20 protein-coding genes are annotated in these 21,593 nt (G+C 68.9%); 9 read left to right on the top strand and 11 right to left on the bottom strand.

Annotated elements, in window-relative coordinates; genetic code table 11:
* Position 1: 1 nt before the first annotated feature.
* From A7D27_RS24885 to A7D27_RS24860, 6 genes are all read right to left on the bottom strand, one after another.
* On the bottom strand, positions 2 to 1,534 hold the full coding sequence (locus tag A7D27_RS24885; protein ID WP_069566446.1) for an ABC transporter ATP-binding protein: 1,533 nt from the start codon (positions 1,532 to 1,534) through the stop codon (positions 2 to 4).
* A gap of 832 nt (positions 1,535 to 2,366) precedes the next feature.
* Positions 2,367 to 3,200 carry a nucleoside-binding protein gene (locus tag A7D27_RS24880; RefSeq protein ID WP_069562854.1) on the bottom strand — a complete coding sequence of 278 codons (834 nt, stop codon included), beginning with the start codon at positions 3,198 to 3,200 and terminating at the stop codon, positions 2,367 to 2,369.
* 300 nt (positions 3,201 to 3,500) lie between these two features.
* Positions 3,501 to 4,436: a LysR family transcriptional regulator gene (locus A7D27_RS24875; RefSeq protein ID WP_069562853.1), complete on the bottom strand. Its 936-nt coding sequence runs from the start codon at positions 4,434 to 4,436 to the stop codon at positions 3,501 to 3,503.
* On the bottom strand, positions 4,433 to 5,032 hold the full coding sequence (locus A7D27_RS24870; RefSeq protein ID WP_069566445.1) for a YigZ family protein: 600 nt from the start codon (positions 5,030 to 5,032) through the stop codon (positions 4,433 to 4,435). The genes A7D27_RS24875 and A7D27_RS24870 overlap by 4 nt, the downstream gene beginning before the upstream one ends.
* Entirely contained in the window at positions 5,032 to 5,700 is a 669-nt protein-coding gene (locus tag A7D27_RS24865) for a TetR/AcrR family transcriptional regulator (RefSeq protein WP_069562851.1), read from the bottom strand. Before A7D27_RS24865 ends, A7D27_RS24870 begins: the two co-directional genes overlap by 1 nt.
* 159 nt (positions 5,701 to 5,859) lie before the next feature.
* The gene (locus A7D27_RS24860) at positions 5,860 to 6,255 is read right to left on the bottom strand and encodes a hypothetical protein (RefSeq protein WP_069566444.1); all 396 of its coding nucleotides are present in this window, start codon (positions 6,253 to 6,255) and stop codon (positions 5,860 to 5,862) included.
* Between the two features lie 193 nt (positions 6,256 to 6,448).
* On the opposite strand from A7D27_RS24860, the gene A7D27_RS24855 reads away from it, so the two are divergent.
* Positions 6,449 to 6,715 (top strand): type B 50S ribosomal protein L31, encoded by a 267-nt coding sequence (locus A7D27_RS24855; protein WP_069562849.1) that lies wholly within the window; start codon positions 6,449 to 6,451, stop codon positions 6,713 to 6,715.
* Here A7D27_RS24855 and A7D27_RS24850 read toward each other — a convergent pair.
* Positions 6,706 to 7,644: a LysR family transcriptional regulator gene (locus A7D27_RS24850; RefSeq protein WP_069562848.1), complete on the bottom strand. Its 939-nt coding sequence runs from the start codon at positions 7,642 to 7,644 to the stop codon at positions 6,706 to 6,708. The two genes, A7D27_RS24855 and A7D27_RS24850, sit on opposite strands and share 10 nt — an antisense overlap.
* A gap of 248 nt (positions 7,645 to 7,892) precedes the next feature.
* Here A7D27_RS24850 and A7D27_RS24845 point away from each other — a divergent pair, with 248 nt between their 5' ends.
* The 6 genes from A7D27_RS24845 to A7D27_RS24820 all read left to right on the top strand — a co-directional run bounded on the left by A7D27_RS24845 (position 7,893) and on the right by A7D27_RS24820 (position 15,911).
* Positions 7,893 to 9,395: an aldehyde dehydrogenase gene (locus tag A7D27_RS24845; RefSeq protein WP_069566443.1), complete on the top strand. Its 1,503-nt coding sequence runs from the start codon at positions 7,893 to 7,895 to the stop codon at positions 9,393 to 9,395.
* 122 nt (positions 9,396 to 9,517) lie between these two features.
* Entirely contained in the window at positions 9,518 to 10,564 is a 1,047-nt protein-coding gene (locus A7D27_RS24840; RefSeq protein ID WP_069566442.1) for an ABC transporter substrate-binding protein, read from the top strand.
* 104 nt (positions 10,565 to 10,668) lie between these two features.
* Positions 10,669 to 12,054 carry an APC family permease gene (locus A7D27_RS24835; RefSeq protein WP_139134183.1) on the top strand — a complete coding sequence of 462 codons (1,386 nt, stop codon included), beginning with the start codon at positions 10,669 to 10,671 and terminating at the stop codon, positions 12,052 to 12,054.
* A 55-nt stretch (positions 12,055 to 12,109) separates the two neighbouring features.
* Positions 12,110 to 13,492, top strand: coding sequence for an aspartate aminotransferase family protein (locus A7D27_RS24830; protein WP_069566440.1), 1,383 nt, complete (start codon positions 12,110 to 12,112; stop codon positions 13,490 to 13,492).
* A gap of 778 nt (positions 13,493 to 14,270) precedes the next feature.
* Positions 14,271 to 15,260, top strand: coding sequence for a hypothetical protein (locus A7D27_RS24825; RefSeq protein ID WP_139131214.1), 990 nt, complete (start codon positions 14,271 to 14,273; stop codon positions 15,258 to 15,260).
* Positions 15,261 to 15,293: 33 nt separating this feature from the next.
* Complete coding sequence (locus tag A7D27_RS24820) at positions 15,294 to 15,911, top strand: hypothetical protein (protein WP_069566438.1); 618 nt, start codon at positions 15,294 to 15,296, stop codon at positions 15,909 to 15,911.
* Positions 15,912 to 16,512: 601 nt separating this feature from the next.
* Here A7D27_RS24820 and A7D27_RS24815 read toward each other — a convergent pair.
* From A7D27_RS24815 to A7D27_RS24805, 3 genes are read right to left on the bottom strand one after another with little or no spacing between them, the layout of a single operon-like run.
* Positions 16,513 to 16,983 (bottom strand): arsenate reductase ArsC, encoded by a 471-nt coding sequence (locus tag A7D27_RS24815; protein ID WP_069566437.1) that lies wholly within the window; start codon positions 16,981 to 16,983, stop codon positions 16,513 to 16,515.
* A 17-nt stretch (positions 16,984 to 17,000) separates the two neighbouring features.
* A complete protein-coding gene (locus tag A7D27_RS24810) occupies positions 17,001 to 18,284 on the bottom strand; it encodes an arsenic transporter (protein WP_069566436.1) in 1,284 nt (427 codons plus the stop codon).
* Positions 18,285 to 18,294: 10 nt separating this feature from the next.
* Entirely contained in the window at positions 18,295 to 18,651 is a 357-nt protein-coding gene (locus tag A7D27_RS24805; RefSeq protein ID WP_069562835.1) for a metalloregulator ArsR/SmtB family transcription factor, read from the bottom strand.
* Positions 18,652 to 18,825: 174 nt separating this feature from the next.
* Here A7D27_RS24805 and A7D27_RS24800 point away from each other — a divergent pair, with 174 nt between their 5' ends.
* Both A7D27_RS24800 and A7D27_RS24795 read left to right on the top strand, forming a co-directional pair.
* Positions 18,826 to 20,004 (top strand): trans-acting enoyl reductase family protein, encoded by a 1,179-nt coding sequence (locus A7D27_RS24800; protein WP_069566435.1) that lies wholly within the window; start codon positions 18,826 to 18,828, stop codon positions 20,002 to 20,004.
* A 2-nt stretch (positions 20,005 to 20,006) separates the two neighbouring features.
* Positions 20,007 to 21,110, top strand: a complete 1,104-nt coding sequence (locus A7D27_RS24795; RefSeq protein WP_069566434.1) for a DUF2855 family protein — start codon at positions 20,007 to 20,009, stop codon at positions 21,108 to 21,110.
* Between the two features lie 47 nt (positions 21,111 to 21,157).
* On the opposite strand, the gene A7D27_RS24790 is transcribed toward A7D27_RS24795, so the two are convergent.
* On the bottom strand, positions 21,158 to 21,593 hold a 436-nt coding region (locus A7D27_RS24790; protein ID WP_139134182.1), incomplete at its 5' end, for a DUF4166 domain-containing protein.

The following is a 21,593-nucleotide window of genomic DNA, read 5'->3' as shown; positions in this document are numbered from 1 at the left end:
GTCAGGCGGCTTGGGGCGAATCGAAGCGGCCGGCCATCCCGCGGCCGACCTCCTGGGCGGTGGTGTCCGGCACCGGCCTGAGCGCCGACAGCTCGCCGCTGCACAGCGCACCGATGCGGTCGCTGATCTGGAACAGCTCGTCCAGATCCTCGGAGATCACCAGGATCGCCGCGCCGGCATCCCGCAGCGCGATCAGCGCGCGGTGGATGGCCGCCGCCGCGCCCACGTCCACGCCCCAGGTGGGGTGCGCGGCCACCAGCAGCCTGGGTTGCTGGAGGATCTCGCGGCCGAGGATGAACTTCTGCAGGTTGCCGCCGGAAAGGCTGCGGGCGGCGCTGTGGGCGTCCGGGGTCTTCACCGCGAAGCGGCGGATCACCTCCTCGGCGAAGGCCAGCACCCGGCCCCGGCGTACCAGGCCGTGGCGCAGCAGGCCCTGGCGCGAGGCGGTGAGCAGCGCGTTGTCCGCCAGGGACAGCTCCGGCACCGCGCCGTGCCCCAGGCGCTCGGCGGGCACGAAGGCCAGGCCCCGGGCGCGCCGCGCATCCGGCGGCAACTGGCCCACCGCCTGCCCGGCGAAGCGCACCGCCGCCGCCTTGGCCGGCGGCAGCCGGGCCTCACCGGAGAGCAGCGCCAGCAGCTCGTCCTGGCCGTTGCCGGCCACCCCGGCGATGCCGACGATCTCGCCGCTGCGCACCTCCAGGCCGATGGCTTTCAGCGACACGCCGAACGGGTCGGGGTTGTGCCAGTCGAGGCCCTCCAAGTGCAGGAAGGGCGCGCCGCCGCTGACCTTGGGGTACTGCGCCACCAGCCCCTCGGCATCGCCCACCATCAGCCGCGCCAGCTCCAGGTCGCTGCACGCGGCCGGGATGCACTGGCCGGAGACGCGGCCGCCGCGCAGCACCGTGGCGCTGTGGCAGAGCGCCCGCACCTCGGCCAGCTTGTGGCTGATGAAGAGGATGCTGCAGCCCTCGGCCGCCAGCCGGCGCAGGGTGACGAACAGCTCCTCGGCCTCCTGCGGGGTCAGCACCGAGGTGGGCTCGTCGAGGATCAGCAGGCGGATGTCCTGCATCAGGCAGCGGACGATCTCCACCCGCTGGCGCTCGCCGATGGACAGCGCATGCACCAGCCGCCCCGGTTCCAGGGCCATGCCGTAGCGCTGCGACACCTCGCGGATGCGCGCCTCCAGTTGCCTGGGCGTGCCCGCCTCGCGACCCAGCGCCAGGGCGATGTTCTCGGCCACGGTGAGCGTCTCGAACAGCGAGAAGTGCTGGAACACCATGCCGATGCCCAGGGCGCGGGCCTGGGCCGGGTCGCGCACCCGCCGCGCCTCGCCCTGCCAGCGGATCTCGCCGGCATCGGGCTGCACCACGCCGTAGATGATCTTCATCAGCGTGCTCTTGCCGGCACCGTTCTCGCCCAGCAGGGCGTGGATCTCCCCGGGGGCGATGGCCAGGTCGACGCGGTCGTTGGCCAGGCAGCCGGGGTAGCGCTTGGTGATGCCCAGGAGTTCCAGGCGGGGAGGGGAGGCGGTCATGGGGGCTTCACTCGATCAATCAGCTGGCCCTGCCAAAGCAAAAAGCTGGCCACCGGGTCAGAAAGCGCGCCGACCTTGAGGCGGCGTGACGACGGAGTGTCAGGGCCGCGCGGAGGTTGCACGCAAATGGGGCGTGGACGGTGGGCTGGCGCACCGTTGTGGCGGTTTTTCGATCAGGGCGGCGCAGGCCTTGGCGCAGCAGGGCCGGCGCAGTTATTCCCAAGGTTATCCACAGGTCTGTCCACGGTTATTGTGGGCGAGCACGGGGCACCTCGACGGGATGCTGGCGCGGTGCCTTATTTCCAAGCGAAATTAATCCATGCCTGTCAAGCCCTTGCGTGCGCCATTTGGGCGCAGGGCGGGGTGATCGTTATTTGATCAGCTCGCGGCAGGCACCACGGCACGCAGCCCAGCGCCACCTTTGCAAAGGTTATCCACAGGCTTGTCCCCGGCTTTTGTGGGCGGTTCCAGATCATCGGAAGCGGCAGGCGGCACCCGTAGCCCGGGCTTCAGCCCGGGGCGGGCTGGCGAAGGGGTTTCAGGTTGAAGCTCAAGGCCTAGTGTGTGGAATCCCCGGACTGAAGTCCGGGCTACAGTCCGGGCTACGGCGTTGCGGGTGGCACCCGTAGCCTGGGCTTCAGCCCAGGGACTGGCTGGCGCAGGATTTCCAGGTTGAAGCTCAAGGCCCGGAGTGTGGAATCCCCGGACTGAAGTCCGGGCTACAGTCCGGGCCTCGGCGTTGCGGGTGGCACCCGTAGCCCGGGCTTCAGCCCGGGGCATGGCCGGCGAAGGCGCCCCGGGTTGAAACCCGAGCCACGGGGCCGGGGAGGGCTCAGAAGCTGAGTTCGAGGTTGAGGGTCGGGGTGGAGGTGCGGCTGCCACGCCCGCCGTCCACGCCGAACTTGTTGTGCCAGTACTCGTAGCCGACGCCGAACCACAGGTTGGGCTGCACCCGGTCGCCCGGGCGGGCGGCCACCATCAGGGCGGTGCGCATGAGGGTTTCCGGGGCGGTGTCGCGGTTGTTGTAGTCCTCGCCCTTCTCCCCGATGTGGTTGACGAAGCCCTGGAACTTGGCCGCGTGGTCGCCCACCTTGAACGGCCGCAGCCAGGTCAGGTTGAGGTTGTAGGTGCCGTCGAAGGTGAGGTTCTCGTGACGCACGCCGGGGATGCCGCTGTGGTTGCGCTCGCGGTAGTAGAGCAGGCTCAGGTCGAGCACACCGACGGTGTTGAACTTGAGGGTCGGGCCGAACACCAGGGCGCGCTTCTTGGCCGAGGCGCGGTTGTTGTTGCGGCTGGCGTCGAAGCCGGCGGTGAAGGCGTAGTCCTTGACCAGGCCGGTGCCCAGGGGCTGGTCGAACACCCGCGAGGCGAACAGTTGGTGGCGGTAGGTGGCGTAGACCTCGCTGCCGCCGTTGTCGGTGCCCTTGCGCGGGTCGCGGTTGTCGGAGAGGAACACGTCGAGGTTGAAGAAGTTGCTGCCGTACTGGTAGCCGCTGGCGTGGGTGAAGCTGTAGATGCGCTTTGCGAACTTGTCCGGGTTGTTGGGGTTGGTGAACTGCTGGCCGTAGCGGAAGCCCAGGCTGTTGTTCATCCATTCCAGTGCGCTGGCCTCCCCGGCCATGACGAAGGCCAGTGCCAACGACGCTCCCTGCAGTGCTTTTTTCATTGTTGTGGCTCCTGTGGAGTGGGTATCGACCGTTCGGTACGGACACCGAGCGACGCAGTATCGGCACAAGCCCGGTGTGCGCCAAAGAACAGTATTTCGCTCGGGCTGATGCCGGAACGGCAGCGCTGAATTGACCTGAAAGTCAGTATTTTCGCGGCCTCCAGCCCGGCGGGCGTTCCGCGCGCTCAAGGGCGCAGGCTGGCGTGAAGGGCAGAAATCGAGCGGGTAGGCAGAGGGCATGGGCTGACGCCGAAAGCCGGTGCCGGAACCCGTTCGACGCGGTGCTGACCGGGGGGCGGCTCAGAGGCGCGGTGGTTCCTCGCCCTCGCGGCGGGCGATCTCCTCGGCCATCAGCCGGGCGAAGGCGTCCACCGCCACCGGCAGGTGACGCCCGGCGCGCATGTACAGGCCGAGGTCGCTGTGCAGGCCGCCCTGGTCGGTCAGCGGCAGGTGCAGCAGCTCGCCGCTGGCGAGGTCGGCCTCCAGGCCGATGCGGGTCTGGAAGGCGATGCCCAGGCCGCGCCTGACCATCTGCCGGGCCAGCTCCAGGGAGCTGCTTTCCAGCACCGGCAGGCCCGGCTGGCGCAGGCGGCGGAACAGCGGGCCGATCTGGTGGTGCAGGGACAGCTCGCGTTTGGCGAGGATCAGACGGTGTTCGGCACAGGCGGCGAAGGCCACCTCCTGGCTCCGGGCCAGGGGATGGCCGGCGGGGACGATGGCCCCCAGGCGGAAGTGCCCCAGGCACAACTGCTGCAGCTCGGCGCTGCGTTGCAGGCCGAAGGCCAGGCCCAGGTCGGCGTCGCCGCTGAGCACCGCCTCGGGGATGGCCTGGGAGCCCAGGGTGGTGACGCCCACGGTGATGCGCGGATGGCGCGTGTGCATGGCGTCGAGCACGCGGGGCAGCAGGTCGAGGGTGACGCCTTCGACGGTGGCGATCTCCACATGGCCAGTGCTCAGGCCCTGCATGGCGTCCAGCTCCGAGCGCACCCGCTCCAGGTCCTGCAGCACCACGGTGACGTGGCGCGACAGGGTCTCGCCGGCCGGGGTCAGGCGCAGGCCGCCGGGCAGGCGTTCGAACAGCGGCGTGCCCAGCTCGTCCTCCAGCTTGAGGATCTGCCGGTTCACCGCCGACGAGGCGACGTTGAGGCGGCGCGCCGCCTCGCGGATGGAGTGGCAACGCCGGACCATGTCGAAGTAGAGGATGGCCGGGGAGTGGATGCGCAGGCGGCCGCTCACGGCGCCTCCTCCTCCACCGGTTGCAACTGGCTGCGGCCCCGGCTGAGGTCGGCCAGCACCTGCTGCAGGGCCGCCTGGCGTTCCGCCGGCAGGGCCAGCTCCAGCCAGGCGCCTTCGGCGTCGTAGGCCTCGTCTTCCAGCCGCGCCTGGTGCTCGGCCAGGCGCGCCTTGAACGGCGCCAGCTCGGCAAAGGCCACGTGCCCGCGCAGGCGCAGCAGCGCCAGCAGCTCGATGCGTTCGCCGCCCTGCAGGCACTTGGCGGCGCTGCCGCCGTAGGCCCGCGCCAGGCCGCCGGTGCCGAGCTGGATGCCGCCGTACCAGCGGATCACCAGCACCGCCACGCGGTCCATGTCCTGGCCCTCGATGGCGGCGAGCATCGGTCGCCCGGCGGTGCCGCCGGGTTCGCCGTCGTCGCTGAAGCGGTACTGCGCGCCCACCTTCCAGGCCCAGCAGTTGTGGCTGGCGGCGGTGTCGCTGTGGGTGGCGATGAAGGCCTGGGCCTCTGCCGCGCTGGTGACCGGCGCGGCGAGGGCGATGAAGCGGCTCTTGCGGATGTCCTCGCGGTACTCGCAGGGCCCGGCCAGGGTGAAGGGCATCAGGCGCTGGCCGGCGGCGTCAGGCCGCAGCCCTTGAGGATGATGTGGGTGAGGGTCTGGGCGGCGACTTCGTAGTCGTCCTTGGTCAGGCGCTTGCGGCCGCTGACGCGGCAGATCTGCGAGCCGAAGTCGGCGTAGTGCTGGGTGCTGCCCCAGAGCAGGAAGATCAGGTGCATCGGGTCCACCGGGTCCAGCTTGCCGGCGGCCACCCAGGCCTCGAACACGGCGGCGCGCTCACGGAACCAGTCGCGGTAGTCCTGGTTGAAATACTTGTCGAGGCAGTTGCCGCCGCTGATCACTTCCATGGCGAAGATCTTCGAGGCCAGCGGGTAGCGGCGGGAGAACTCCAGCTTGGCGCGGATGTAGCGGGCCAGCGCTTCGGCCGGGTCGTCCTCGGCGGTGAGGGTGTTGAAGGTGCTGTCCCACAGCTCGAGGATGTTGCTCAGCACCGCCACGTAGAGCCCCAGCTTGTTGCTGAAGTAGTAGTGCAGGTTGGCCTTGGGCAGGTCGGCGCGCAGTGCGATGGCGTTCATGCTGGTGCCTTTGAAACCGTGCTTGGCGAACTCCTCCTCGGCGGCGGCGAGGATGATCTCTTCGTTCTTCTGGCGGATGCGGCCGGCAGGTTTGCCGGTGGCGGCGGGGCTGTGGGCGGGAACCAGGACAGTCATGGTGTTTCCAGGGAGTTCAGGGGCGGGCGAATGCACTGATACCGCAAGCGCGGGCCCGCCGACAAGCCGCACGGCGGGATCGGTGCCGGTTTTGTCGCTGCTGCACCGGCCGGCGTGGCGGGCGTCCATGGGGCCTGGCGGTGAGGCACGGCCCAGGGCTCAGTCGCAGCCCTTCAGGCGGTTGCAGGAGAGCCGGATGCGGTCACCGGCAGAGGTGGAGAGGCGGTTCAGCACGTTCCAACCCATGCGCCGGCCAAGCCCGATCCACACGGTGCCGTCGCTGCTGATGCCGCTGAGCAGCAGCAGACGGCCGAAACGTGTGCTGGTCTGCGCCCAGCCGAGGCCGGTGAGGCCATCGTGGCCGCGCAGGTAGAGGTCATCGCCCTGGATGGCCATGCCATAGAAGCCGCCCTGGCCATCGTTGCAGTGCATCAGGGTGGCGCTGCGGGTGCAGTGGGGGAGGGGGCCCAGGGGGATGGGGAGGGCGGCTTGGGACAGGGTCGGCAGCAGGAAGAGGGGGAGGCTGGTCAGGAAGGCGAGGCGCGGGATGTTCATGACTGTTGATCAAGCCGTCTTCGGTGGGGGTTGCCGGGTTGTCATGGAGCCAGGCCGATGCGCCAGTTCCGCTGAATCTCTCCAGACAGGGCATCGGCGCAGCGGGTGCTCACGATGCGCTTTCATGGCTATTGAAAATCATTCTCGACAAGTTCAGGATGCGTAACTTTATAACATTTGCATCGGAGGCTCCATGAAACCCGGCATTCATCCCGACTACCGGCCTGTGCTGTTCCACGACACTTCGGCCAATGCGTTCTTCCTGATCGGTTCCACCGTGGAAACCGACCGCACCTATGTGCACAGCGATGGCCAGACGTACCCCTACGTGGCGCTGGACGTGTCCAGCGCGTCGCACCCGGTCTACACCGGCCAGCAGCGCCAGGTGGCGGCGGAGGGGCGCATTGCCCACTTCAACAAGCGCTTCGCCCGTTTCGGTGGGCGTGGCAATCAGGGCTGAGACGCGGTTGCCTCGTGCGCCTGGGCCAGTTGGCCCAGGCGTTCGCGGCAGAAGTCCACGAACAGTTGGGCCGGCTTGGTCAACTGGGCGCGCTTGAGGCGCGCGGCCACCAGGCCGGAGGTGGCCACCGGTTCGGTGATGTCCACGCACACCACCCGCTGGCCGTCGTAGGTGCATGCCGAATGGGGGCGGGTGACCAGCAGGGAGAAGCCGAAGCCCTGGCCCACCATGCCGCGCACCATCTCGATGGAAGGCGAGCTGAAGACGATGTTGGGCGTCAGCCCCAGCTCGTGGAACAGGCTGACGAAATAGGTGCGGCTCGGCTGCACGTCCAGCAGGATCATCGGCTCCAGGCTCAGGTCGCGCAGCGACACCTGGGCCTGGCAGGCGAAGCGGTGGTGCTCCGGCAGCAGCGCGTAGGGCTTCTGCGGCGCCATCAGCGGCTCGGTGGCGATGGTGCTGTCCAGCTCGTGGTCGTAGAGGAGGGCCAGGTCGAAGGTGCCGGCGGTGAGCCCCTGCACCAGTTCCTGCTGCTCGCCATCGCGGATGCGGATGTCCACCCCCGGGTACAGCGCGCGGAACCCCGCGATCAGTTGCGGCAGGTAGAGCGGCGCCACCGTCTCGAAGCAGCCGATGTCGATCTGCCCGGCGACGATGTCGTTGTCCGCCAGGGCGTTCTGCTCGAATTCCCGCGCCACCCGCAGCAGCTCCAGGGCCTTCTCGTAGAAGCGCGAGCCGCTGGGTGTCAGCGACACGCCCTGGGCGTGGTGGCGGATGAATAGTTGCACGCCGAAGCTCTCCTCCAGCCCCTTGATGGCGGTGGAGATGGACGGCTGGGCGATGTAGAGCTTGCGTGACGCCTCGGCCACGCTGCCGGATTCCACCGTGGTCACGAAGTACCTCAGTTGCCGCAGGGTGTAGGTCGCCATGTGACTCCTCCTCGTTTTCAACAGCCCGATCTCGACGGCCCGTGTCACCTGGGCCGGCCGCGCCTCGCCGGTGGAGCGGAAGGCCAGCACCATACCCCAGGCCGCAGCGGGTGGGCCGATCGGCTGGTGAGCTTTTTCATGGCCAGCGAGCATATTTTTAATAATTTTCCTCATGCCCCCGCTGGCGCACCATCTGCCCCGACCCGAACGACAACCAGACCGCGAAGACGGTCGACAGGGGGTGCAGCGTGTACGACCTCGGTTATTGGCAGCAGCGAGCGGCCCGGCAATCCATCATCGACAAGGCCCTGATCGGCGGCCGCCTGGTGAGTGCCGCTTCCGGCGCCACCTTCGATTCCATCAACCCCGCGACCAACCAGTTGCTGGCCCGCGTCGCCGCCTGCGACACGGCGGACGTCGACCTCGCCGTGCGCAGCGCCCGCCAGGCCTTCGAGCACGGCCCCTGGGCGCGCATGGCGCCGGCCGAGCGCAAGAAGACCCTGCTGCGCCTCGCCGAGCTGATGCTGGCCCACCGCGAGGAGCTGGCCCTGCTGGACTCGCTGGACATGGGCAAGCCGGTGATGGACGCCTACACCATCGACGTGCCCGGCGCCGCCAACGTCTTCGCCTGGTACGCCGAATCCCTCGACAAGCTCTACGACCAGGTGGCGCCCACCGCGCCCAACGCCCTGGCCACCATCACCCGCGAAGCGCTGGGCGTGGTCGCCGCCGTGGTGCCCTGGAACTTCCCCCTCGACATGGCCGCCTGGAAGCTGGCCCCGGCCCTGGCCGCCGGCAACAGCGTAGTGCTCAAGCCTGCCGAACAGTCCCCGGCCTCGGCCCTGCGCCTGGGCGAGCTGGCCCTGGAGGCGGGCATCCCCGAAGGCGTACTGAACGTGGTGCCCGGCCTCGGCGAGCAGGCCGGCCGTGCCCTGGGCCTGCACCCGGATGTGGACTGCCTGGTGTTCACCGGCTCCACCCAGGTGGGCAAGTACTTCATGGGTTACTCGGCCCAGTCCAACCTCAAGCAGGTCTGGCTGGAATGCGGCGGCAAGAGCCCCAACCTGGTGTTCGACGACTGCCGCGACCTCGACCTCGCCGCCGAGAAGGCCGCCTTCGGCATTTTCTTCAACCAGGGCGAAGTGTGCTCGGCCAACTCGCGCCTCTACGTGCAGCGCAGCATCCGCGACGAATTCATCGAACGCCTGCTGACCAAGGCCCGCGACTGGATGCCCGGCGATCCGCTGGACCCGGCCAGCCGCGCCGGCGCCATCGTCGACAGCAGCCAGACCCGCCGCATCCTGGGCTTCGTCGAGCAGGCCCAGGGCCAGGGCGCCCGGCTGCTTGCCGGCGGCCGCCAACTGACCTTCAACGGCTCCAGCAACTTCATCGAACCGACCCTGTTCGCCGACGTCAGCCCCGACACCGTCCTCGCCCGCGAGGAAGTCTTCGGTCCGGTGCTGGCCATCAGTACCTTCGACCACGAAGACGAAGCCATCCGCCTGGCCAACGACAGCGTCTACGGCCTCGCCGCCTCGGTCTGGAGCGACGACCTGCACCGCGCCCACCGCGTGGCCCGCGCCCTCAAGGCCGGCACCGTGTCGGTGAACACCGTGGACGCCCTCGACGTCAGCGTGCCCTTCGGTGGCGGCCGCCAGTCCGGCTTCGGCCGTGACCTGTCGCTGCACGCCTTCGACAAGTACTGCCAGCTGAAGACCACCTGGTTCCAGTTGCGCCCCGGCCCCGCGTAGGCCCCGCCCGCGCGGGGACCAAGGTCGCCCCAGACGACCGGCCCCGATCCACCCCGCGTTCGCGCGGGGTCATGACTGCCTCCGTAACTGACAACAACCCAACAAGCAGTGAGGGAGTTTCCATGCGCATGTCCTTGCGTCGTACCGCTTTTGCCCTGAGCGCCCTGGCCGGCCTCAGCGGTTCCGTGCTGGCCGCCCCGGCCAGCCTCACCGTCATCTCCTTCGGCGGCGCCACCAAGGCCGCCCAGGACGCGGCCTACTTCCGTCCCTTCGAAGCCAGCGGCGCCGCACGCGTGGTGGCCGGCGAATACAACGGCGAACTGTCCAAGGTGAAGGCCATGGTCGACATCGGCCAGGTCACCTGGGACGTGGTCGAAGTGGAGTCCCCCGAGCTGCTGCGCGGCTGCGAGGAAGGCCTGTTCGAGCGCCTCGACCCGGCGGTGATCGGCGATCCCGGCCAGTACATCCCCAACACCGTCAGCGAGTGCGGCGTGGCCAGCTACGTCTGGTCCATGGTGCTGGCCTACGACGCCAGCCGGCTGAGCAGCGCCCCCACCTCCTGGGCCGACTTCTGGGACCTGCAGCGCTTCCCCGGCAAGCGCGGCCTGCGCAAGGGCGCCAAGTACACCCTGGAAGCCGCGCTGCTGGCCGACGGCGTCAAGCCCGCCGACCTCTACCGCGTGCTGGAGACCCCCGAAGGCATCGCCCGCGCCTTCCGCAAGCTCGACCAGATCAAGCCCAGCATCCAGTGGTGGGAAGCCGGCGCCCAGCCGCCGCAATGGCTGGTGGCCGGCGACGTAGTGATGTCCGCCGCCTACAACGGGCGCATCGCCGCCGCCCAGCAGGAGGGCTCCGCGCTTGCCATCGTCTGGGCCGGCAACCTCTACGACCCGGACCACTGGGCCATCGTCCGCGGCAGCCCGAACAAGGCCGCCGCCGAGCGCTTCATCGCCTTCGCCAGCCAGGCGCCGAACCAGCAGGCGTTCTCCACCCGCATCCCTTACGGCCCGGTGAACAAGGCCGCCCTGGATGCCCTGCCGGAAGCCACCCGCGCCCAACTGCCCACCGCCCCGGCCAACCTGGCCGATGCCCAACTGGTGAGCGCCGAGTTCTGGGTCAACCACGGCGAGGAGCTGGAGGAGCGCTTCAACGCCTGGGCCGCGCGCTGAGATCACAGGGGCGCGGCCGACCCGCGCCCTGCATCACCGACCCGCCGGCCGGCGGGCGCATAACAACGACAAGATCGGAGGGTGTCATGAGTGCAAGTGTGTCCATGCCCGTGCAGGGGCAGGAGGAAGTCGGCGGGTTCCGCCGGGTGCTGGGGCTCGGCGCGTTGCTCGCCGTGGCCATCGGCCTGGTGGTGTCCCAGGGTGTGATGGTGCTGATGCTGCAAGGCGCCGGCCTCTCCGGCCTGGGTTTCCTGGTGCCCCTGGGGCTGGCCTGGCTGCTGGCGCTGAGCTACGCCTTCTCGTTCTCCGAACTGGCGCTGATGATCCCCCGCGCCGGCGGCCTGTCCAGCTACACCGAAGTGGCCCTGGGGCACTTCCCGGCCATCCTCGCCACCTTCTCCGGCTACGTGGTGGTGGCGATGTTCGCCCTCTCCGCCGAGCTGCTGCTGCTCGACCTGATCATCGGCAAGGTCTACCCCGACGTGTTCCCGCCCTTCAGCATCGCCTTCGGCGTGCTCGGGCTGTTCACCGTGCTCAACCTCCTGGGCATCGATATCTTCGCCAGGCTGCAGACCGCCCTGGCGGTGGTGATGGTCATCGTCCTGCTGGTGCTGGGCATCGCCGCCATTGCCAAGGGTGCACCGGGCACCACCGCCGGCAGCGTGCTGCACGGCGACTGGAACCCCATGGGCGCCGGCGTGCTGACCCTCACCGCCATGGCCGTGTGGGGCTTCGTCGGTGCCGAGTTCGTCTGCCCGCTGGTGGAGGAGACCAAGCGCCCCGAACGCAACATCCCGCGCTCGATGATCATCGGCCTCACCGTCATCTTCCTCACCATCGCCCTGTACTGCCTGGGCGCGCTGTTCATGCTGCCAGCCGAGGCGCTGACCACCGACGCCCTGCCGCACTACCTGTTCGCCACCACGGTGTTCGGCCAGTCCGGCGAGGTGTTCCTGGTGATCGCCGCCGTCACCGCCACCTGCAGCACCCTCAACACCTCGCTGGCGGCCATCCCGCGCATGCTCTACGGCATGGCCCAGAACGGCCAGGCGTTCCCGCAGTTCAAGCGGCTCAGCCCGCGTGCCCGCACCCCCTGGGTGGCGGTGCTGTTCGTCGCCGCCATCACCGGCCTGCCGATCCTCGCCATGGGCCAGGACGCCGCCTCCATCAACCTGCTGCTGCTGGCCGCCGCACTGGCCTGGCTGCTGGCGTACATCATCGTCCACCTCGACGTGATCGCCCTGCGCCGCCGCTACCCGGCCATCGCCCGGCCGTTCCGCACGCCGTTCTACCCGCTGCCGCAGCTGTTCGGCATCGGCGGCATGCTCTATGCAATCGCCTACGCCTCGCCGAGCCCGGACATGACCGGGAAGATCTTCGGCATCGCCGGCGTGGTGCTAGGCCTGGTGTCGCTGATCGCCGTGGCCTGGATCAAATGGGTGATGGGCAAGCCGCTGTTCCGCCCCGAGCCCCTGCCAGCCGCCCAGTGAGCCGCATCAACACGAACCCGCAACGCCCCCGCAAGGGGAGAAAGGAGACACCGACATGAACGCCCCATTCCAGGCCCAACGTGACACCCGCGACTACCAGGCGGCTGACGCGGCCCACCACATCCACGCCTTCCTCGACCAGAAGGCGCTCAACGCCGAAGGGCCGCGCGTGATCGTCGGCGGCGACCGCCTGCACCTCTGGGACAACGACGGCAAGCGCTACCTGGATGGCATGTCCGGCCTGTGGTGCACCAACCTCGGCTACGGCCGCAAGGACCTCGCCGCCGCCGCCTCGCAGCAGCTGGAGCAGCTGCCGTACTACAACATGTTCTTCCACACCACCCACCCGGCGGTGATCGAACTCTCCGAGCTGCTCTTCAGCCTGCTGCCCGGCCACTACAGCCACGCCGTCTACACCAACTCCGGCTCCGAAGCCAACGAGGTGCTGATCCGCACCGTGCGCCGCTACTGGCAGATCCTCGGCAAGCCCGAGAAACGCATCATGATCGGCCGCTGGAACGGCTACCACGGCTCCACCCTCGGCTCCACCGCCCTCGGCGGCATGAAGTTCATGCACGAAATGGGCGGCATGCTGCCGGACTTCGAACACATCGACGAACCCTACTGGTACGCCCAGGGCGGTGACCTCACTCCCGAGGAGTTCGGCCTGCGCGCCGCCCGCCAGCTGGAGGAGAAGATCCTCGAACTGGGCGCCGACAAGGTCGCCGCCTTCGTCGCCGAACCCTTCCAGGGCGCCGGCGGCATGATCTTCCCGCCGGAGTCCTACTGGCCCGAGATCCAGCGCATCTGCCGGAAGTACGACGTGCTGCTGTGCGCCGACGAAGTGATCGGTGGCTTCGGCCGCACCGGCGAATGGTTCGCCCACCAGCACTTCGGCTTCCAGCCGGACACCCTCTCCATCGCCAAGGGCCTCACCAGTGGCTACATCCCCATGGGCGGCCTGGTGCTGAGCAAGCGCATGGCCGAAGTCCTGGTGGAACAGGGCGGCGTCTTTGCCCACGGCCTGACCTACTCCGGCCACCCGGTTGCCGCCGCCGTGGCCATCGCCAACCTCAAGGCCTTGCGTGACGAAGGCGTGGTCCGCCAGGTCAAGGCCGACACCGGCCCCTACCTGCAGCAGTGCCTGCGCGAAGTGTTCGGCAACCACCCGCTGGTGGGCGACATCCAGGGCACCGGCCTGGTCGCCGCCCTGCAACTGGCCGAAGACAAAGCCACCCGCAAGCGCTTCGACAACGAGAACGACATCGCCTGGCGCTGCCGCACCCTCGGCTTCGAAGAGGGCGTGATCATCCGCTCCACCCTCGGCCGCATGATCATGGCCCCCGCCCTGGTGGCCACCCGCGCCGAACTGGACGAACTGGTGGACAAGACCCGCAAAGCCCTCGACCGCACCGCCCAGGAACTGGGCCGGCTCTGACACCGCCCCACCGCAACGCCCCTGGGCCACCACGGGGCGTTTTCATGCCTCGGCGCGATGCGCTTCGTACCTCAGCACATCCTACGAACTGCGCGGCAATGCCTTCGTAGTGTGCAGGGTGGCTGGCGCTCTTTCCATCCACCAATCGCGGCTGAGTCCGTGCTCCCCAAGCCCCGTGGTAGCACCCCGTAGCCTGGGCTTCAGCCCAGGGAAGCGGTGGATCGATGAAGCGCGATCCATCCCACGCCATGGCCGCATCCGTCCCGCGCGGGAGCGTTGTGTGTGCAGGGTGGATGGCGCTCTTCCCATCCACCAATCGCGGCCGGGCCCGTGCGCCTGAAACCCCATGGAGACACCCTCGTAGCCTGGGCTTCAGCCCAGGGAAGCGGTGGATCGATGAAGCGCTATCCATCCCACGCCATGGAAGGGTTCGTAGGATGCGGTGAGCTCGGCGAACCGCATCGGTCCCCTGAAACCCCATGGAGACACCCTCGTAGCCTGGGCTTCAGCCCAGGGAAGCAGTGGATCGGTGAAGCGCGATCCATCGCACCCAAGCGCGGTATGAAGTGTTTGTGGATGTCGGATCCGCGATGGTGCGGAAAAGTGCGGAGGTTCCGCTGCGGTTGCCAGCGGGCGTGATAGTGTCGCGGCCCTCAGGGAAAGTGTTGGAGCAAGGGATATGCAATGTAAAACCTGGTGTCGACGTGTCGCGCGCCTGTCATGGCGGCTGGTCCTGGGAGGTCTGTTGGGCGCAGGGCTACTGGCCTGCAGCCAACCCGTGGACCCGGCCTTCATCCAGACATTCATCGATGTGAACAAGCGTGGAGATGACTCTGCCTCGACCGCTCAGTTCGATGCGCAGCTCGGCGTGTTGGCTGTAGGGCGTGAGAGCGGGCGTGTGGAAATCTGGAGTACTCGCGAATCCGGTCGCCGCATGGCCGTGCAGGGGCATCCGGCGCGTCCGGAGTTCCTGGCCTTTGGCCATGACGATGGCATCGTGCTGAGTGCCTCGCGCTTTGATAACCATGTCCTTGACCCAAGCTCCGGCGTTCGCATCTGGGATGCCGCCACCGGAGAGCTGCGAGCTACCGTGTCGGGCTTATGGGCGCCAGGCCCGTTGGCTGCGCTGCCGCAGAAACACCTCTTCCTGATCAGCGACACGTCCGACCTGCTGCTCTATGACTTCGCTCAGCGGAAAGGAGTGGGTACCCGCTTGCCGTTGAAAACCAGCCTGATCACGGCACTGGCCGTCAACGCCACAAACGGCTTGATCGCGGTGGGTGGTGGCGACGGCAAGGTATTCACCTTGCGTCTGGTCGTGGGTGAAGACGAAGTGCCCAGGCTGGAAATCATCAAGCAGGCTGACCCCTACAACAGTGCGCCTCGCAGCGATGTACTCGGCCTGGCGTGGTTCGATGACGACCGGCGCCTGGTGGCAGCGAACCGTATCCCGGAAGGTGCCGGGCGTGACGTATTGGGTGAGGTGGTGGAATGGGACCCTCAGGAGCTGAAGCCGCTGCGTCGGTTCCCCATTTCCCTGCAGACCCTCAACTGGGCCTCTCATACCCCTGGTGAGCCCTGGATGGTGCTTGCAGGAACCGAGTCGACACGGGGTCGCATCGAACTGGTAGACCTCCGCAACGGCGTCGCCTGGCGCTACAAGGCCAACACTGAACGCTCCCGCGCAGTCTTGCTTCCGGACGTTCGCGCGGGCCTCATCCTGCAAAGCGGAGGCGCTACACGGATTGCCTACCTCGATCAGGAGTGAGCGGCCTGTGCGCAGGCTCGCAGGGTGCCGCCCATGACTTCCTTACTGGAGGACTGGTGCGCCTTCTGCGAAGGGCGGGCGTCGTTCGACAAGAGCCACTTTCTCGGCTTGCTCAAGGCATGCCGTGACCCCGAAGCCATTCGCCAGGTATTTCGCTACTTCCCCGACGCGGACGAAATGAGCCGAAGAGCCTGGGACGTCATCTCGTCAGGGACGCTGGAGAATGCGCTCTACCTGCTGCCCCGAAAGGAGAGCAGTCTGGCCGAACGTCTGTCACTCGGAGAGGCTTGGTTGCGCGAGCTGGCACGGGTATGCGAGGCCGTTGGAAACGAGGAACTGGCGGCGATCTGCCGTGCCGCGAAGGTTGTTGCCGCCACCCGCGACGAGGTTCATGCCGCACGAATGCAGGACATTCCCGAGCTTTGGGTGTTCGACCGGCTCGGGGACGAAATCCGTTCACGAAAGATGCTGCATACCGATGCAGCCTATGGGCTGCATGAAGCGCTTTATGGGCTGGCCGCCGATTACTACCTGGCCTGGTACATCGCCCAACCCCTTTTCGACCTGGACATCGACCTGACCCGTTACCTGCGGTTCTGGCGAGCCGGCGGTGTTTGCGCGCTGATGCCAACCCAGCTCCTCGTGAGCTGAAGCCCGGCGGTCATCGCGGTATCGGTGAAGCGTGATCCGCGACCCGTACCTCGGCGTGATGCGCTTCGTGGCCTCAGCGCATCCTACGAACTGGGCCGGCTCTGACACCGCCCCACCGCAACGCCCCTGGGCCACCCCGGGGCGTTTTCATGCCTCGGCGCGATGCGCTTCGTACCTCAGCACATCCTACGAACTGCGCGGCAATGCCTTCGTAGTGCGTAGGGTGGCTGGCGCTCTTCCCATCCACCAATCGCGGCCGGGCCCGTGCGCCTGAAACCCCATGGAGACACCCTCGTAGCCTGGGCTTCAGCCCAGGAAAGCGGTGGATCGGTGAAGTGCGATCCACCCTACGCCATGGGCGCATCCGTCCCGCGCGGGAGCGTTGCGTGTGCAGGGTGGATGGCGCTCTTCCCATCCACCAATCGCGGCCGGGCCCGTGCGCCTGAAACCCCATGGAGACACCCTCGTAGCCTGGGCTTCAGCCCAGGGAAGCGGTGGATCGATGAAACGCGATCCATCCCACGCCATGGGCGCATCCGTCCCGCACTGGAGCGTTGTGTGTGCAGGGTGGATGGCGCTCTTTCCATCCACCCGGCCGGCTTCAAAGCCGGCCGATGCGGTCGAGTTCGGCTTGCAGGGCGGGGCGGTCGAGTTGGGTGAAGGGCAGGGCGAAGAAGGCGCGGCAGCGGGCTTCGATGCGTTGCAGGGTGGCGTCGAAGGCGGCGTCCACCTCCGCCTCGCTGCCCTGCACGTCGGATGGGTCGGCCAGGCCCCAGTGGGTCTTCAGCGCGGGGCCGAAGTAGACCGGGCAGGCTTCGCCGGCGGCGTTGTCGCACACCGTCACCACGATGTCCGGCGGGCTGTGTTCGAAGGCGTCGTTGCCCTTGCTGCTCAAACCGTCGGTGGCGATGCCGGCGCGGGCGAGGGTGGTCAGGCTGCGCGGCAGCACCTGGCCTTTGGGGTGGCTGCCGGCGCTCACTGCCTCGAAGCCGTCCGGCGCGAGGTGGTTGAACAGCGCCTCGGAGAGGATGCTGCGGCAACTGTTGGCGGTGCACATGAACAGGACACGCATGGCGGGTTCTCGCAAGGTCAGAGCCCCAGGCGCAAGGCCAGGGCGGAGAGGGTGATGAGCAGCACCGGCAGGGTCAGCAGGATGCCCACGCGGAAGTAGTAGCCCCAGGTGATGCGCACGCCCTTGCGCGCCAGCACATGGAGCCAGAGCAGGGTGGCGAGGCTGCCGATGGGGGTGATCTTCGGCCCCAGGTCGCAGCCGATGACGTTGGCGTAGATCATCGCCTCGCGCACCACGCCCTCGCTGGCGCTGGCCTGGATCGACAGCGCCCCCACCAGCACGCTGGGCATGTTGTTCATCACCGACGACAGGCCCGCCGAGAGCAGCCCGGTGCCCAGCGCCGCGCCCCACACGCCGTAGTCGGCGAAGCGGTCGAGCAGGGCGGTGACGCCGTCGGTGAGGCCGGCGTTCTTCAGCCCGTAGACCACCAGGTACATGCCCAGGGAGAACACCACCACCTGCCACGGCGCCTCGCGCAGCACCTTGCGCGTGGCGATCACATGGCCCCGCGCGGCGACGATGAACAGCAGCAGCGCACAGGCCGCCGCCACCGCGCTGATGGGCACGCCGAGCGGCTCCAGGGCGAACAGCCCGATCAGCAGCACCAGCAGCATCCAGCCGCCGGTGACGAAGGTGGCGCGGTCGCGGATGGCCGCCTCCGGGGCCTTCAGCGCCTCCATCGGGTAGCGCGCGGGGATGTCGCGGCGGAAGAACAGGTACAGCACCGCCAGGGTCGCCGCCACGCTGGCCAGGTTCACCGGCACCATCACCGAGGCGTACTCGGCGAAGCCCAGGCCGAAGTAGTCGGCCGAGACGATGTTCACCAGGTTCGACACCACCAGCGGCAGGCTCGCGGTGTCGGCGATGAAGCCCGCCGCCATCACGAAGGCCAGGGTGGTGGCCGGGGAGAAGCGCAGCGCCAGCAGCATCGACATGACGATGGGCGTGAGGATCAGCGCCGCGCCGTCGTTGGCGAACAGCGCCGACACCGCCGCCCCCAGCAGGATGCAGTAGGCGAACAGGCGCGCCCCGCTGCCCTTGGCCCAGCGCGCCACATGCAGCGCCGCCCACTCGAAGAAGCCGGCCTCGTCCAGCAGCAGGCTGATGACGATCACCGCGATGAAGGTGGCCGTGGCATTCCAGACGATGGCCCACACGGTGGGAATGTCCTGCAGCGACACCGCGCCCACCGCCAGGGCGATCAGCGCCCCCAGGCTCGCGCTCCAGCCGACGCCGAGCCCGCGCGGCTGCCAGATGACCAGTACGAGGGTGAAGAGGAAGACTGCCAAGGCAATCAGCATGGTCAGCCCCTCAGCACGCCGGGCAGCAGGCGGCGGCCTGCCCCGGACGCCCTTCCATGCCGTGCAGCCGCGCCGCGTCCGCCGCCAGCCACTCGGCCGCGCCGCGCCGCGCCACCTGCAGCAGCTCGCCCACCCAGGCGGGCAGGGCCGGGTTGAGCCGGTAGTACACCCACTGGCCCTGGCGGCGATCCAGCAGCAGCCCGGCGGCGCGCAGTTGCGCCAGGTGGCGGCTGATCTTTGGCTGGCTGTCCCCCAGCGCGCACACCAGCTCGCACACGCACAGCTCGCCCTCCTGGGCGATGAGCAGCGTCGCGCGGGCCCGCGTCGGGTCGGCCAGGCATTTGAACAGGTCGGGTGGGGCGATCATGGCGGCAGGGTCCGAATATATGGAAGGGCGAATATATGTAAATCCATATACTTACCGCAAGACCCACCGTACTCGCCCGCGCTTATGCCCCGTGATTCCGCCCGTTCCTTGAAATTGACGGCACCCGGGGTCGCGCCTAGCGTCTGGGGTTCCCTCCCGTGCAAGGACACCGCGATGAAAAAGACCGCTGAGTTCGACCTGATTGTCTTCGGCGCCTCCGGCTACACCGGCCGGCTGGTGGCCGAATACCTCGTGCAGGCCTACGGCGACGACAGCGCCCTGCGCTGGGCCATGGCCGGGCGTGACCTGGCCAAGCTGGCGGCGGTGCGCGACGAGATCGGCGCCCCGGCGGACACCCCCCTGGTGGTGGCCGACACCACTGACGCCGCCAGCCTGCGCGCCCTGGTGGCACGCACCCGCGCCGTGCTCACCACCGTCGGCCCCTACCAGCTCTACGGCGAGCCCCTGGTGGCGGCCTGCGCCGAGGCCGGGGTGGACTACGTCGACCTCTGCGGCGAACCGGCCTGGATGCGCCACATGATCGACGCCCACAGCGCCGCCGCGCAGCAGAGCGGGGCGCGCATCGTGTTCTCCTGCGGGTTCGACTCCATCCCCTTCGACCTCGGCGTGTTCTTCCTCCAGCAGGCCGCCAAGGCGCGCTTCGGCGTTCCGCTGCAGCGCATCAAGGGCCGCGTGCGCCAGCTCAAGGGCACCTTCTCCGGCGGCACCGCCGCCAGCCTCAAGGCCACCCTGGCCGCCGCCAAGGCCGACCCCTCGGTGCTGCAACTGCTGGTCAACCCCTTCGCCCTGGCCCCCGGCTTCAACGGTCCGGCGCAACCGGCCGGGGACCGCCCCGCCTACGACGAAGCCCTCGGCAGTTGGGCCGCGCCCTTCATCATGGCGGCCATCAACACCCGCAACGTGCACCGCTCCAACTTCCTCCTCGGGCACGCCTACGGCGCCGACTTCGTCTACGACGAAATGCTCCTCACCGGCCCCGGCGACAAGGGCAAGGCCATCGCCGAAGCCGTGGCGGCGGACCGCTCCCTGGCCAGCGACAGCGCCCCCAAACCGGGCGAAGGCCCGACCCGCGAGGAGCGCGAGAGCGGCCACTACGACCTGCTTTTCGTCGGCGAAACGGCGGACGGGCGCACCCTGCGCGCCGGCGTCACCGGCCAGCGCGACCCCGGCTACGGCTCCACCTCGCGGATGATCACCGAGAGCGCCCTGTGCCTGCTGCGCGACGCCACCCAGACCCCCGGCGGCATCTGGACCACCGCCCCGGCCATGGGCGAGGCGCTGATCCAGCGGCTCACCGCCCACGCCGGCCTCACCTTCCGCATCGAGGACTGAGCATGGCCGAGCCACTCGACTTCCTCGTCGACCGCCACGACCTCACCCGCTGCCAGTGCCAGGCCAGCCCCCTGGCCGAAGCCCTGGCGCCGGGGCAGGTGCGCCTGCGCCTCGACCACTTCGCCTTCACCGCCAACAACGTCACCTACGCCGCCATGGGCGAGAGCCTGCACTACTGGCGCTTCTTCCCGGCGCCCGAGGGCTGGGGCAAGGTCCCGGTGTGGGGCTTCGCCGAGGTGGAGGCCAGCGCCTGCGACGGCATCGCCGTGGGCGAGCGGGTCTACGGCTACTTCCCCATGTCCAGCCACCTGGTGGTGGAGCCGGCCCAGGTGCGCGAGGGCGGCTTCCTCGACGGCGCCGAGCACCGCCGGCCGCTGCCGGTGATCTACAACCAGTACCTGCGCTGCGCCCGCGACCCGCTCTACGCCACCGGCAGCGAAGCGCTGCAGATGCTGCTGCGCCCGCTGTTCACCACGGCCTTCCTGCTGGACGACTTCCTCGCCGACAGCCAGTTGTTCGGCGCCCGCCGCGTGGTGCTCACCAGCGCCTCCAGCAAGACCGCCATCGGCCTGGCCGAACGGCTGCACCGCCAGCGCGAGGCCCGTGGCGGCTACGAAGTGGTGGGGCTCACCTCCGCCGGCAACCGCGCCTTCGTCGAGGGCCTGGGCTGCTACGACCGGGTGATCGGCTATGACGAGGTGGCCGAGCTGGGCGCCGAGGTCCCGACCCTGACCGTGGACTTCGCCGGCAACGGCGAACTGCTCGGCCACCTGCACCGCCTGCTGGGCGAGCAGTTGCGCTACAGCTGCCTGGTGGGCGCCGCCCACTGGGACCAGCGCGGCGGCCTGCCCCGTGACCTGCCCGGCCCCCGGCCGACGCTGTTCTTCGCTCCCAGCCAGGCCGAAAAGCGCCTCAAGGAATGGGGCGGCCCCGGCTTCCAGGCACGCCTGGCGGATTGCTGGACGCAGTTCCTCACCTTCGCCGGGCACTGGTTGCAGGTGCAGGAAGGCTCCGGCGCCGAGGCGGTGGAGCAGGTCTACCTCGACGTGCTCGCCGGCCGCGCCGACCCGCGCATCGGCCACGTGCTGGCGCTGCCGGCCCGCTGAGCCCGGTGGGCCGGCCCTCGCTGCCGGCCCGCCGCTTCAACCGCGATTCAGCCCACCGCCTCCAGCAGCCCCTCGTAGGTCACCAGCGGCCCCAGCAGCGGCAGCGAGAAGGCCACATGGAAGCGGTAGCGGCCGCCCTCGATGCGCTTGTAGGCATCGGTGCGCGGCAGCAGCGCGCGGGGCACCGGCAGGCCCCACAGGCGGATGCCCAGGCAGCGCCAGAACCAGCCGCCGTCGATCACGTCCACCGTCAGCCGCAGGCTCAGCGGTCCGGTGGACTCCACCCAATGGCCGCCCTCGGCCAGGCAGCCCACCGGCGCGAAGTGGGAGGTGAGCGGCGCCTGCCCGTCGAAGCTGCGGGACCACAGCAGCGCCGCGTCCTGGTGGGCGATGGTCACCTCCAGGCGGTGCGGGCCGGGGCCGGGGAAGCGCATCTTCTTCGCCAGGCGCCGCCCCAGCACCCCCGCCAGCCCCTGGCCATAG

The sequence above is a fragment of the Pseudomonas sp. 1D4 genome, from assembly GCF_001728925.1.
Classification (GTDB): domain Bacteria; phylum Pseudomonadota; class Gammaproteobacteria; order Pseudomonadales; family Pseudomonadaceae; genus Metapseudomonas; species Metapseudomonas otitidis.
This window is presented reverse-complemented; position numbering and strand designations above follow the sequence as displayed.